Origin of the sequence: Neobacillus bataviensis LMG 21833 (genome assembly GCF_000307875.1) — a bacterium.
Taxonomy (GTDB): domain Bacteria; phylum Bacillota; class Bacilli; order Bacillales; family Cytobacillaceae; genus Neobacillus; species Neobacillus bataviensis.
In genome coordinates this window covers 33,707-47,386 of record NZ_AJLS01000097.1, presented here as the reverse complement: position 1 = coordinate 47,386, position 13,680 = coordinate 33,707, and the positions used below count along the sequence as shown (strand labels likewise).

Below are 13,680 nucleotides of genomic sequence, written 5' to 3'. Positions count from 1 at the left end.
AATGGAGAGGCGTTAAATGGATTTAAGACATTATGAGGTATTTAATAAACTTTGTGAACTTAAAAGCTTCTCAAAGACCGCTGAGGCACTTTTTATTTCACAATCCACTGTAAGTTCATACATAAATTTAATAGAAAAAGAGATGGGGATAAGACTGTTTAAGGGTAATAAAAAATCAACAGGAGAACTAACTGAAGTTGGACATATTTTTTTACAATATTCCTCTCAAATTGTTGCATTGGCAAACGAATCAAAAAAAACGATAAAAAACTATAATAAAGGTTTATCTGGTTCAATATCAATTGGAATTTCTCCTACACTTTGTTATTACAATATTCCAAAGTTACTTGAAAAATTTAACAGGAAATTCCCTCTAGTCGAAATAGTTCTTTTTGCCGAAATCAGTCCTAAAATTATCCATATGTTAAATTCTAAAGAAATTCAAATTGGTATAATTAGAAATTCTACAGATATTGTTTCGGATCCGAAGTTCAATGCGAAATGTATAGGCATTGACAACTTTGTCTTCGTATTTTCACCAAACAACAAGATTAATCGGATGAATTCTATTGCTATTGAGGACCTGATTAAGGAGCCACTGATTGCTTATGGAAAAAACACAAACTTTTGGCCACAAATTCAAGGGTTGTATAATAGGTTTGGGGTTTCACCCAAAATTATTATGGAACTAAACGATATATATGCAGTTAAACAGATGGCAAAGTTAGGAACTGGTGTAGCTATTTTGCCGGAAATTTCCGTACAGGATGAGTTAAAACAGGGATTGTTGGTAAAAGCAGATATAAATGATTATGTACCCATCAAACGATATTCCCTCTTGATATACAGGAAAGATCAAATTTTAACGAAACAGATGCAAAACTTTATTAGGTTTATGTCTGCTTCCCAATAATTGATAATAAGTTTTTATCTCCATGATAACTTGTCCGCTTCTGATTACGATGAGCAATGGCTGCAAATTGAATAAACAAGAGAGTGTATCAGTTTCCAAACTGATGCCTTGAAAAAAACTACTATTTTATTTTTATATTATAAGCGATGTGAAAGTAAAAATGATTTATACACTTTCATTTCTAATTAAACATGTACCAATTCTTTTAAAGTGAGTGTTTCTTTCATTCTTTAAGATCAAAAAAGGCAGACCCAGTAAACATTAGAGAAGGGGGTTATACCGTTATGTAGTGGATAAAATTTATGGTTAAACAATTCCTAAAAAGAGCCTTTGTGGTTTAACATACTAATTTCTGCAACATTACTTATTTCAATTATTTTTAAATTTGACGCCCTCCTACAGTAACAATACCGCCTCGTTCAATTTTCCCAGCTTCTAATACGGGCAACATGTTATTAATAGATCTCCAGTTATCGTCAAAGGAAAAATTGTCGGGGCAGTATCAAATTTTAAAGAAATTACAGATTTTCAAAAGGTAGAATTGCAACTTCGTAAAAAACTTCATCACAATGGCTTTGAAGCTAAGTAGAATTATTTGCTCAAGGGATTCACTCGGCAAGTCATCGATCATTTGGCCCCTTTGTATCTGTAAACTGCGCCGTTTTACCAGAAAATCTTCTCGAAAGTGAAATGTTTGGATATGAGAAAGGCACATATCTTTTCTAGATGAGTTTAATAATAAAAGAAAAAATAAAATTATAACCGTTGAAAAAGAATTAATTTGCTTTTTTCAGAAGTACGACTGGCCTGGGAATATTCGTGAATTAAGGATACAATTGAACGCAGGGTGGTTCTTGAAGAGAGTAATAGTTTAAGACTTTAGGGGGCAAAATTTCTTTCAGAAAAAATAAAAAGAAGACAGTTTTCGAAAGAAACAACAAATAAACAAAGTATAAAAAATAAAGAAAAAGAACTTATTCTCACAAATATAGAAAAATTTGGAAATAATAAAAAGTTAGCGGCTCAATCACTTGGCACTAGAATTGCAAATATAAAGGTAGATTGATTTTTAAAATGGTTAAAGTAAGTTAGAGACCAATTAGTGACTCTAAAAGATTCATAGCCAGGCAAAATGTGCCCAAGGGTCAGCCCCCCATCGTGCTAACGTTTTAGCACACTGGGGGGCTGACCTTTTTTTCAGTAATAAAAGAAATATAAAGCAGAAATAAATAAACTTAAAGTAACAAAAAATACTCTAATCAAAGTCAATTTTTTTCTTATTCCTGCTTTTTTTTCTAAGTCACTTATATATAAGTTCGTTAATACTAAACCAAAAAGTATAATACCATATCCTAGAATATCATTTTCTTTAACCAGATACTTCATTGTAGCTATGGCAATGAGAATGTTTCCGATTGTACCCAAAATTATACTGAAGTACAATGCTTTTTTATTTTCATTCAAAACCAATTTCCTCCCTCTAACTATTCTGCGGCGTTAACCCACTATCTCTATATCAATACTAACATAATATTCAAAGTAAAATTCACAAAACCATCCAGATAATGAGGGTCAGACCCCCCAAGTGCTAGCGCTTTTAGCGCACTGGGGGTCTGACTCTTTTTTTGGAGGGGCAGGGCACTTAAAACAGATTTTTTGACACTATATTTAAATAGGAATAATATATATTTGTAATTAAAAATTCTCGAATTAAAAGTAATTTAATGCATAATATTAATTACTTATACTTAAACTACTTTTGATTCAAAAACGATGGGAGAATGTTAAAAATGGGAAAATTAGATAATAAAGTAGCTATTATTACTGGGTCAGCACAAGGAATGGGAGCTATGCATGCTCGTAAATTCGTTGAAGAAGGGGCAAAAGTAGCCATTACGGATATCAATGTTGAAGCAGCGCAGGCATTAGCAAATGAAATTGGTGAGAATGCTATCGCATTAAAACTGGATGTTTCAAATGCGGATAATTGGAAAGAAGTAGTCGAAAAAACGGAAGAAAAGTTTGGGCCTGTTACTGTTTTAGTAAATAATGCTGGAGTTGGGATTTTTAAACCTCTTGAGGAACTAACAGAAAAAGACTTCCGATTAACATTTGAAGTAGATGAATTAGGTGTATTTTTAGGCATGAAGACAGTCGTCCCTTCTATGAAAAAGGCTGGAGTTGGATCTATCGTTAATATTTCTTCTGTTGATGGATTAGTTAGTGCACCAACTGCCATTGCTTACAGTGCATCAAAACATGCTGTTACTGGTATGACAAAAGGTGCTGCTACTGAACTTGGTCAATATAATATTCGTGTAAACTCCGTTCACCCAGGAATTATTAAAACTCCAATGGCTGAACAAGGAGATGTTGCAGATTATTTGAAACAACTGGAACAGGACATCCCATTAAGAAGAAGAGCAGAGGTTTATGAAGTATCTAATTTAGTTATTTATCTTGCTTCTGACGATTCTAGTTATTCAACTGGAGCACAATTCGTTGTGGATGGCGGTATGATTTCTGATTTATAATAAAACGTTTTACAATAGGCTCCAGCCCATATCATTGTAGATGGTGTATTTCTTATGATAATGAGGGTCAGACTCCCAGACGTGCTAACGCTTTAGCGCACTGGGGGTCTGACCCTATTTCTTCGAGAAATACACAATATTTACCAAACACGTCTAGGGTCATCCTGTACTATAAAGGTTTTTCCTGACAGCTTTTCGTTTCTCTCAATTCTTCTTCCACCATTTGATCTAATCGTTCAATCATTTTTATAGCTTTGTCTTTCTCTATTGTTCGATAATGATGCATACCACCTTGTTCCTCGTCTAACTCATCTGCTAATTTTACAATTTTTTGTAACGGTGTCCTTTTGATAAAACCTTCTGGCATATAAGAATCAGTATGAAATAAAATGGCTATCGCAATTTCTTTTGCAATAATTGGATTTTCTCCTAATCGGATCAACAATTTATGAGCTCTTTCTGCGCCTTTGATTGCATGTATATCATTCTTTTTATATAGATCATAATCCCATTTGCCATTTTGATACCACGTATAATGGCCCATATCGTGCAGCAGTGCGGCTTTGGTTGCCAAGTCAACCGATACGTTGCGCTCTTTCGCTAATTTGAAAGCGTGGTACGCACAAGCGATGGCATGAGCCACTCCAGAGCGATTCAGATATTTTTTCGCAATATGATGATTGAAAATTTGAATTAATGTTACATGTCTCATGTTAAACACCCTTATGTAAAGTATTATATTGTATTATAAAACAGTTTAGAGATAGTAACAAAGATATGGATGATATTTAGGCTTAAACGGGAGGGGAATCGATTGTTCCTTGGAGTGAAAAGGGAATAGGCTCACAGTTAATTTTGTAGGTATTATTTTGTTAATTGTTGCTTTTCTTTTGATAAGATATGTAATCAATATGTTTGTTGGCAAAAACAAAAAATAAATGCTCAAGGGTCAGACTCCAACGTGCCAACGCTTTAGCGCGATGGGGGTCTGACCTTTTTTTTGAAAAAGGATAACAGGAATAAATGGAGAATATATATGAACTAACTGAGGAGGGATATTATGGATCAGGAATTACAGGAAGTTATTAAAAAATGTGATATCGCAATAAAACAGGAAGATTTTGATAGGCTAATGAATTATTATACGGATGATGCAATCTTGGTTATAAAGCCAGGAATGATTGCACGAGGCAAAGAGGAAATTAAATCTGCATTTATTAAAATTGCAAAATATTTCAATAACAGCCTTACCCCAACACAAGGGGAAATGATTATATTAGAAGCTGGCGACACTGCCTTAGTTATCTCCCAAACCTTGCTCGAAGCTAATAAAAATGATAGTGAATATTCTATGGATAGACGAGCAACATACGTGTTTAAGAAAAGTCCACAAGGTAATTGGCTTTGTGCAATAGACAACTCGTATGGTACGGAATTAATTTTCAAATAGTCAATAGTAGTTTGTGAATCTTTTTTAAGGGGTGTTTAAATGCAAGAAAACAAAGAAACTCCTGAACAAAAAAGAGAGAGACTAAGACAACAAGAATTGAAAGGCAATCCAACGGGCAATCTGAACGATGCTTTCAACAAAGCAAACAATGGCAGTCTTGTTGATTTGGTAGGTAGTTTGGGATGGAAAGGTACGGGAATACTTATTTTTGTAGTAATAGTAGGAGTAATAATATATTCTTTCTTCTTTAGCTAACTCGTGCATTACTTAAAGATCCGTCTGTGGATCCAGCGGTTTTTTTCTTGTTACAAAATAGGAGCAGGAGTTCAATTGTGTTTAAAAAAGCACAATCCTATAATTATCTGAAAAAGGATGCAGATGATGCCGATTAATTCTTTTGAAAACTACCCGATGAGCTGGAAGCCATCGATTGATAAAACGGAAAAGCCTATTTATCAAGCTATCGCAGTGCAATTGGAACAGGATATAGTAAAAGGAGTTTTATTACCTGGAACAAAACTTCCTCCACAGCGAGAACTGGCTGATTATTTGAATTTAAATCTAAGTACCATTTCAAAGGCTTTTAAAGTCTGCGAGTTAAAGGGATTGTTAAGTGCATCGGTGGGAAGTGGCACATTTGTATCGTATGATGCGTTATCCAATGCGTATTTACTAGAAGATACAAAGCCGAAGCATTTAATTGAAATGGGAGCAACACTACCAGATAATGCTTCTTACGAGTCACTGCTAATCCAACTAAAAAGTATGTTACAAGAGACAGATTATGCTAAGTGGTTTGGTTATGGTCGTGCAGGTGAAAGCCTTTGGCAAAAGGATGCTGCTATAAAGCTAATCCGAAGAGGTGGGTTTGAAACCACAGTTGATCACATTTTATTTGCCAATGGGGGTCAAAATGCGATTGCTGCTATACTGGCAAGTCTTTGTAACCCTGGAGATCGTATTGGTGTTGACCATCATACGTACCCTGGCTTAAAAACGGTTGCGGCGATGCTTAGTGTACAAATAGTACCGATAAAATCAGAGAACGATGAAATGAGTCCAACGTCCTTTGAAGATGCTTGTAAAAATGATAATCTTAAAGGCGTTTACTTGATCCCAGATTATCATAACCCGACAGCTTCCTTTATGTCTGTTGAGAATCGAAAAAAGATTGCAGCAATTGCCAAAAAGTATAATCAGTTCATTATTGAGGATGCATCGTACCATCTTCTGGGCAAGAAACCTCTTCCAGCAGTCGCATCATTTGCACCTGAACAGGTTATCTATATCGCAAGTTTATCTAAATCATTAGCCCCAGGGTTACGACTAGCTTATGTAGCAGTGCCGAGTCAATTCAAGGAACCAATTTCAAAGGCACTTTATAATTTAAATATAACAGTTTCCCCGCTCTTAGCAGAACTGACAGCACGTACGATTGTATCGAATCAATTTGAAATCTTAATTGAGAGTCATCGGGAACAAACCATTCGCAGAAACCAAGTCGTAAACCGATATTTGGCAGACTATACGTGTCTAGGTGTGGAAACAGGCATCTTTCGTTGGTTGCTGTTACCAGGCAAGATTACAGGTGCTGAATTTGAAACGTTAGCTGCAAAGCAGGGAGTACAAGTATATGCTGCCGAGCGTTTTGTAGTTGGAAATAGTTCTCCAGAAAGAGCTGTAAGGATATCTGTCTGTGCACCGAAAACGCTTGAAGAGCTTGAGCAAGGATTAATAATCCTTAAAGGTCTACTAAACGAGTTTTCTTAATATTGTTTGCCATACAATTTTAATATTGTATGGTTTTTTTGTGAGTGTTATGATGATTCAAACTAGTAGAAGGAAAGGAATAACCCTTTCAAATAACTTTATACAACATAAACACAGTTAGAAGGAGGAAAAAAATATGAACAATCCAGTAATCATTATCGGTGCGGGGTTAAGTGGCCTACGTGCTGCATCATTACTTACTGAACAAGGCATTAAATGTAGGGTCCTAGAGGCACGAGATAGGATTGGTGGTAGGGTTTTGAGTACGTCCGTTCCCAACAGACCTGATCTAGGTAGATTTGACCTAGGCCCAACGTGGTTTTGGCCACAGTATGAGAGCCATATGGCTAATCTTGTGAAAGAACTAAATTTAGAAACTTTCGAACAATATAAGGAAGGCGAAATACTTATAGAACGATTCCAAATCAAGCCACCAGAGCGCTGTGTGCTGAAAGAAAATTCTGACGAAAAATGGGTTCGATTGACTGGAGGTGTGCAGTCCCTTATCGATGCTCTTGTGGAGACGATTCCTTCCGAAATAGTGGAGCTAGAAACACGAGTGAAGAAAATTCAGCTGAATGAAGCTGGTGATATCACGGTTGAAGCAGAGCATTCTGATGGAAAGATAGAAAAAATTCCTGCAGAGGCTGTTATTCTTGCATTGCCACCTCGTCTTGTGGCGCATCACATTGAATTTTCGCCTTCCCTCCCTCCAAATCTTATGACGGAAATTGTAAAAAAACCTACGTGGATGGCGGGACAGGCCAAGGTAGTTGCAGTCTATGATCGTCCCTTCTGGAGAGAAGTAGGACTTTCTGGATATGTATTAAGTGCCGTTGGTCCCTTAGAAGAAATATATGATGCCTCGCCTATTAATGGCCCTGGTGCATTATTTGGTTTCTTCGGAATGCCTGCAGAAGCGCGTGAAAAAATGGGTCAAGATAAAATTTTAAACTTGGTTGCTGACCAGTTAGTTAAGCTCTTTGGAAGTGAAGCTAAAAACGCAAAGGCTATTCTTTATAAAGATTGGTCCAGCGATACTGAAACCACTGTTAAGGAAGACTTAAGTCCTCTTAAAAATTACCAGAGTTATGGTCAGCCGCCAGTAGAAGGTGTATGGGAAAAGAAACTTATTTTTGCTGGAACAGAGACGAATTCACAATATAGTGGACATCTTGAAGGTGCACTCCAGTCAGCTGAACAGGCAGTTTTTAAAATCATTAATTTAAATATTTGATTGTTATGGTTCAGCTCAATAAAGGAGCTGAACTTTTTTTTGATTCTACTAATTTAACGAAAATTTGTTACATGTTTTGACCTGCTAGTAATAGGGTACTTAGAAATTAAAGAAGCTTGACATTACCCAAGGAATGCTCAAATAGGCGAGTGTCGATGGGACGAAGTTATGTAAAATGGAAGAGGGGATTATTAGTGAAAAAGGAAATGAAAGTAGGTATTGGCTTTGCAACTGGCCGCAAACAATTCAAACAGGTTTTAAAAACCTATATTTATAATTGGAGGGAATCTGAATTAACCTCCAGCGATAAGGTAAGTTTAAACCTGTTTGTTGCCTACGATTTAAACTACCACAATACAAAGCCTTCAGACTATACAAATATCAATTCTGAATTACTAGAACTAGTTGATGGGATCTGCCTTATCGGAAATGAAAAAATGCAGGCAGAAATCAGCGGGTTAATCGAGCAGGGGATTATAAATGAAAGACAAGCAAAGCTTGTTTTCGGTAGAGGATATGCAGGTAAACGCAATATTATTCAATATATGGCTTTAAAGGAAGGCATAGATTATCTGATGTTTCTCGATGACGATGAATATCCTTTAGCTGTTACCAATAGCGAAACAGCTGTATGGGGCGGTCAGCAGGGTCTGCGCACCCATCTTACATATATTCAGCACGCCGATATGACGAATGGCCACCACTGTGGGTACATTTCTCCTATTCCATATCTTGAATACAATGATATCTTACAGGAATCCGATTTTCAGACCTTCATTCAAGCCATCAGTAATGATATTGTCAACTGGGATACGATTAAATCGGTAATGGCAAACGGTGGTGTTACATATGCAGATACGAGGGTGCTCGTTAATAGAGAGGTAGAAGAGGTGGAAGAAGTCAACCATTCTAAATTTATCTCTGGCTCTAATCTTTGTATTAATTTAACAGATCCTAATCGTGTCAATGCTTTTTACAATCCCCCGAACGCCCGTGGGGAAGATACCTTTTTAGCAACCTGCCTTCATGATCGGAAAGTGCTGCGTGTGCCAAGCTATACCTTCCACGACGGTTTCTCCATGTACAAGAACTTGCTGGATGGAGTGCTGCCGACGAAATTAGACAACATTAAAGCGGACTGTGAAGAGGTGATCCAGCGTTTTTACAAGGCGTGTATCGGCTGGATCCGCTATAAACCGCTTTGGTTATATATCACGGATCGGAAGAAATATGAGGAAAGAATTCAGGAGATGCGTGAACAGCTGGCCGCAACTCTGCCAAAAATCTGTGAGTATTTTGGCAGAAACGATTTCATGAAGATCGCTGCCGAACTAGAAAACTATCATCACAATGTGAAAAAGCATTATAACAATTTTATAGAAACGCAGCAGGCCTGGGAAAATATATGCAATGCCTTCAGTAGTGAAGTACCGCAGCAATTGCTAAAGATTGAAACGGGTGCCTGATTGAACGTTTAACCATTCATCCCTGCGATAGCACAAAGGGCGCTTCACAGGGATGATTAATTTTCATAGAAAAAGGAGTCCATTATGTTAGTAAATCTTCTTGTGATTTTTATACTCCAACTGGTATATGTTCCCATTATGACACTACGGACCATCTTTTTAGTAAAAAACATGAGAAAAGCAGCTTCATTGCTCGGTATAGTAGAAACATTAATCTCGATCTTCAGCTTATCCATCGTATTTTCCGGTAATCAAAGCATCACTGAAAAGCTTGTTTATGCAGTTGGCTTCGGTGTGGGGCTTTACCTTGGAACACACATTGAAAATAAATTAGCAATTGGATACACAACATTATATGTTAATTTAATGGACAGAAATGAAGAATTAATTGAAGCGTTAAGAAATAAAGGACTAGGAGTGACCATCTTTGAAGGGAACGGCCGTGATAGCAAAAGGTACCAATTAGAAATATTGACAAAGCGGAATGTTGAAATTGAAGTGATGAATTTTATTGAACAATATGACCCTAAAGCTTTCATCGTTTCCTATGAACCACGAAGATTTAAAGGCGGTTTCCTCGTGAAGGCTATGAAAAAGAATATGAAAAACAGTTCCCTGAAAAATGCTCCAACACACATGGGAAGGTAATAACGATAATGACCGGGTGCTTATTGCCTGTTTTTTTTAATAGAAAGACCTATCTCTTTTCTAAGTTTTCAACATTATTGTACAATGATTGTGATGAAATAAGGAGAATGCGAGGAAAAGATCATGACCTTTTTAGAAAAAATTAAACCGCACTTGATTAGCGGTGATATTTTAATCCAAGAAACAGTCTTGCATGCGCTGCATGATTATCCGAATGTCCCGGAAGAATGGATCAATGAGTTACTGAAAGAAGCTTTTAGAAAAAAAGACAAACAATCCTCGATCTTGATCTATGTAGAAAATCAACCGATCGCTGAAGAAGGTGTCAGGATTCTAATTGAAAATATCCCTTTAATGGATCCATCCAAGCGCCATTTAGCGATAGATTTGGTCCAACGGATTGAACCAGAAACAGCATTTAAATATAAGGAACAGCTTCAAAAGTATGTTCCCCAAGATACATGGTCATTATATGATTTACTGTTACATGGTACGGAAGAAGAAGTTTACATGGAATATGGACAAATCTTGAATGACCTTGATTGTTTGGATTCTTTCCAACATGACCTTTACATAAAAGCAAAAAAACTCGCAGCCTGTTTGGTGAAGAAGGGCTGGGTTTCGGAAGAAGAAATACAACTGGTGCTACAAGAGGAAGTAAAGGAACAATGGTTTTCATTTAATGGAATCTTGACCGTTTATATGATTGGATTATTAAAGTTGGAAAAATATATTCCTATCCTAGCCGACTTATTGGTTCGTGATGATGACACCTTGTTAGAAGAAGCTTCCGAAGCGTTAATTCGTTTTCAATCGGATGAGGCTGTGAAGGATGTAGCACCTTATCTAAGGAAAGACAAATCCATTATTTATGCTGCTTCTATCGTTGAAAACATTAAATCAGACCTTGCTGTAAAGGTTCTCAGAGAAGCCTATCATTCTGCGAAAGAACTGGACCAACAAGACATACTAGCCGAAGCACTTAGTCATCAGCTGTCGGAAGAGGCACTTCCTGAAATTAACGAACATATGAAGCTGGAATACTCTTCAGGCCTAGTTGATATTGAACAGCCGGTTTATAGCTACTATTCGATCTTAGGCTTAGATCATCCTGAACTAGATGAGTGGAGACAAGTAGCAATGGAAAGAGAGATCGACTTTAGAAATTCAACAAGAAAGGGGAATGCTCTTCCAAGTGCCCCGATCCGAAACGAAAATAAAGTCGGCCGAAATGATCCATGCCCCTGTGGTAGCGGAAAAAAATATAAAAAATGCTGTGGCAGTGAATTTTAACCAGCCCATCCGAATGAAAAACTTTATTAACATGAAAGCATCTTCAAAAATTTGTAGATGCTTTTTTCTGTATAATCGCAGTTTGCAGGGAAGAGGGCTCCGAAGTTCAGATAAGGCCTTATAATAAGAGGAATATCACTTCATACCGGATCATATTTCATTTACCCCCTTCCATGTAACGTTTCCAGGGGCTTTTTGAATGTAATGATTAAGATAGATAAAAGGGCCTATAGAATCTCTGTTATAATTGAAATAGATCAATAAAACATCAAGGGAGTAGAATAGATGAATTACATAAGTAACCTGCTTTTAGAATTTGAAATAGACCCCACCATTGCTGGGTATCTTTCTATTATAATTATGATTCTATTAATATCGATTATCTGTGTTGTAGCGCATTTTATCACAAGAAAAGTAGTAATCAGAGTTATCACACATATTGTGAAAAATAACAAATTCACGTGGGATAAAATACTTTTGGAACGAAGGGTCTTTCATAAGTTATCTCATTTTGTTCCTGCCATCATTATTTATTCGTTCTCATCAACCTTTCCAAACTATCAGAATTTGATAGAAAAGAGTGCAATTGCCTATATAATCATTGTCGGATTATTGGTGATGGACAACTTATTAAATGCGATAAATGATATTTATCAAACGTATGAAATATCTAGGATTAAGCCAATAAAAGGGTACATTCAGGTAATTAAAATTATAGTCATAACACTTGGTGTCATATTGGTGATCGCGAACCTGATTGGAAAGAGTCCACTTGTTTTTCTAAGTGGAATTGGTGCTCTCTCCGCCGTACTCATGTTGGTTTTCAAAGATTCGTTATTAGGACTTGTTGCTGGGATTCAATTGGCTTCCAATGATATGGTTCGGGTTGGTGACTGGATTGAAATGCCGAAATACGGGGCAGACGGAGATATTATTGATATTTCTTTAAATACAGTAAAGGTACAAAATTGGGATAAAACGATTACCATGGTTCCAAGCTATGCGATGATATCCGATTCCTTTATAAATTGGAGAGGGATGCAAACCTCTGGAGGACGACGGATCAAGCGGTCATTATTTATCGATACAACTAGTATTTCATTTTGTACCGAGGAGATGATTAGGAAATTTAATACAATCGACTTTCTCTCGGACTATATGAATGACCGGGAACGTGAAATTGAAGAGTATAATACGAAGAACGATATTAATCGGAGCAATCCAGTGAATGGAAGGGCTCTTACCAATATCGGCGTATTTCGGGCGTATATCAACAACTACATTCAACATCATCCTGGAATCAATCAAGAAATGACTTTATTGGTTAGACAGTTAGCGCCAACGGAACACGGGCTGCCACTAGAAATCTATGCATTTTCAAATGATATAGGTTGGGCAGTATACGAATCGGTACAAGCGGATATCTTTGACCATCTTTTCGCCGTAGCACAAGAGTTTGGGCTTCGCTTATTCCAGAATCCATCAGGTCATGATTTGAAGTCGATGGTGGATGAATCAAGAGGGGAAGTAATGAAATCTAGGGCGTGACCCCTAGTGTACAATTCTATAGTGAGGTTTTAGGGTCAGACCCCCGACGTGCTAACGCATTAGCGCACCGGGGGTCTGACCCAATTTTCCATTGGCAAATGGACTTTTGTTTATGGTACTTGAGATGAAAGGTGAAGATGGAGAATACACTGCTTATATAGGTAATTAGATACAAGCAAGCCGTGCGGGTGTCCAAGCTCATGTTCTAAGTAAAAACTAAACCGGTTAGATGCATCATTAATTAAGGAACAATTATTGGAGGAGTGACTGTTTCCTCTTCCAGTACATTAATTCCTCCGATTACTTCAATCGCTGCACCGATTGACACTAGCAAGTCTCCTGTGATGGCGATCTTTTGTTCTTGGTTAAGTTTTACTAAATCTGTTTCGCCTAATTGTTTTGTAACAGATATAGCCTCAAGTATTTGTCCAATTGTCCTAGTCCAAACACCGGTTAGTATTTGTTGTTCACCTATTTTATTGGAATCTTCCTCTAAATGAAACAGCTCTGATAAACCTTTAAGTTCGATAATTTGTCCTAGCACTTGCACCCAAAGGGCGAATGCAACCTCCTTTTCCAGTTGTAGTTTTTTTTTTTCTTATCATCATTCAAGTCTTTTCCACTCTGACTCCAAAACTTTGGATAATCCATAATTAACAACCCCAGAACTACAATTTTGCTTTAGTGTATGTTAGACAAATGTAATGGTGTTTACTCTCGTGGTTATTATTAATAATCAGTGCTTTATTGTAAGAATATTTTTGAAGAAGATCAATAAAAAAATTCGCCGACTAACTGCCACATTATTTTTAAATGCATTT

General features: G+C 36.8%; 14 protein-coding genes and 1 pseudogene. 12 read left to right on the top strand and 3 right to left on the bottom strand.

Annotation, left to right across the window (positions count from 1 at the left end; all coding sequences use genetic code 11):
- The first annotated feature begins 16 nt into the window (after nucleotides 1–16).
- The 3 genes and pseudogenes from BABA_RS13390 (at nucleotide 17) to BABA_RS28595 (ending at nucleotide 1,788) form a co-directional block, all read left to right on the top strand.
- Nucleotides 17–913: a LysR family transcriptional regulator gene (locus BABA_RS13390; protein WP_007085730.1), complete on the top strand. Its 897-nt coding sequence runs from the start codon at nucleotides 17–19 to the stop codon at nucleotides 911–913.
- 445 nt (nucleotides 914–1,358) lie between these two features.
- Nucleotides 1,359–1,630 (top strand): annotated as a pseudogene (locus BABA_RS28360) (sigma 54-interacting transcriptional regulator); the annotation flags it as partial.
- Complete coding sequence (locus BABA_RS28595) at nucleotides 1,627–1,788, top strand: AAA-type ATPase lid domain-containing protein (protein ID WP_476703716.1); 162 nt, start codon at nucleotides 1,627–1,629, stop codon at nucleotides 1,786–1,788. The pseudogene BABA_RS28360 and the gene BABA_RS28595, both read left to right, overlap by 4 nt.
- Before the next feature lie 322 nt (nucleotides 1,789–2,110).
- Here BABA_RS28595 and BABA_RS13385 read toward each other — a convergent pair whose 3' ends face one another.
- Nucleotides 2,111–2,377, bottom strand: a complete 267-nt coding sequence (locus BABA_RS13385; protein WP_007085729.1) for a hypothetical protein — start codon at nucleotides 2,375–2,377, stop codon at nucleotides 2,111–2,113.
- Between the two features lie 326 nt (nucleotides 2,378–2,703).
- Here BABA_RS13385 and BABA_RS13380 point away from each other — a divergent pair, with 326 nt between their 5' ends.
- Nucleotides 2,704–3,447 carry an SDR family NAD(P)-dependent oxidoreductase gene (locus BABA_RS13380; protein ID WP_007085728.1) on the top strand — a complete coding sequence of 248 codons (744 nt, stop codon included), beginning with the start codon at nucleotides 2,704–2,706 and terminating at the stop codon, nucleotides 3,445–3,447.
- A 169-nt stretch (nucleotides 3,448–3,616) separates the two neighbouring features.
- On the opposite strand, the gene BABA_RS13375 is transcribed toward BABA_RS13380, so the two are convergent.
- Nucleotides 3,617–4,159 carry an HD domain-containing protein gene (locus BABA_RS13375; RefSeq protein WP_007085727.1) on the bottom strand — a complete coding sequence of 181 codons (543 nt, stop codon included), beginning with the start codon at nucleotides 4,157–4,159 and terminating at the stop codon, nucleotides 3,617–3,619.
- A gap of 348 nt (nucleotides 4,160–4,507) precedes the next feature.
- Between BABA_RS13375 and BABA_RS13370 the strand changes: the two genes are divergently transcribed.
- From BABA_RS13370 to BABA_RS13335, 8 genes are all read left to right on the top strand, one after another.
- Nucleotides 4,508–4,897, top strand: coding sequence for a YybH family protein (locus BABA_RS13370; RefSeq protein ID WP_007085726.1), 390 nt, complete (start codon nucleotides 4,508–4,510; stop codon nucleotides 4,895–4,897).
- A 39-nt stretch (nucleotides 4,898–4,936) separates the two neighbouring features.
- On the top strand, nucleotides 4,937–5,152 hold the full coding sequence (locus BABA_RS13365) for a DUF6366 family protein (RefSeq protein ID WP_007085725.1): 216 nt from the start codon (nucleotides 4,937–4,939) through the stop codon (nucleotides 5,150–5,152).
- 126 nt (nucleotides 5,153–5,278) lie between these two features.
- Nucleotides 5,279–6,667 (top strand): aminotransferase-like domain-containing protein, encoded by a 1,389-nt coding sequence (locus BABA_RS13360; RefSeq protein ID WP_007085724.1) that lies wholly within the window; start codon nucleotides 5,279–5,281, stop codon nucleotides 6,665–6,667.
- Between the two features lie 136 nt (nucleotides 6,668–6,803).
- Nucleotides 6,804–7,904 carry a flavin monoamine oxidase family protein gene (locus BABA_RS13355; protein WP_007085723.1) on the top strand — a complete coding sequence of 367 codons (1,101 nt, stop codon included), beginning with the start codon at nucleotides 6,804–6,806 and terminating at the stop codon, nucleotides 7,902–7,904.
- A 194-nt stretch (nucleotides 7,905–8,098) separates the two neighbouring features.
- Nucleotides 8,099–9,370: a hypothetical protein gene (locus tag BABA_RS13350; RefSeq protein WP_007085722.1), complete on the top strand. Its 1,272-nt coding sequence runs from the start codon at nucleotides 8,099–8,101 to the stop codon at nucleotides 9,368–9,370.
- Nucleotides 9,371–9,454: 84 nt separating this feature from the next.
- Nucleotides 9,455–10,018 (top strand): DUF2179 domain-containing protein, encoded by a 564-nt coding sequence (locus BABA_RS13345; protein WP_007085721.1) that lies wholly within the window; start codon nucleotides 9,455–9,457, stop codon nucleotides 10,016–10,018.
- Between the two features lie 123 nt (nucleotides 10,019–10,141).
- A complete protein-coding gene (locus BABA_RS28355; protein ID WP_007085720.1) occupies nucleotides 10,142–11,311 on the top strand; it encodes an SEC-C metal-binding domain-containing protein in 1,170 nt (389 codons plus the stop codon).
- A gap of 285 nt (nucleotides 11,312–11,596) precedes the next feature.
- Complete coding sequence (locus BABA_RS13335) at nucleotides 11,597–12,859, top strand: mechanosensitive ion channel family protein (protein WP_007085719.1); 1,263 nt, start codon at nucleotides 11,597–11,599, stop codon at nucleotides 12,857–12,859.
- 241 nt (nucleotides 12,860–13,100) lie between these two features.
- Here the strand turns inward: BABA_RS13335 and BABA_RS13330 are convergent, their stop codons facing one another.
- Entirely contained in the window at nucleotides 13,101–13,409 is a 309-nt protein-coding gene (locus BABA_RS13330) for a hypothetical protein (protein WP_007085718.1), read from the bottom strand.
- Nucleotides 13,410–13,680 lie beyond the last annotated feature (271 nt).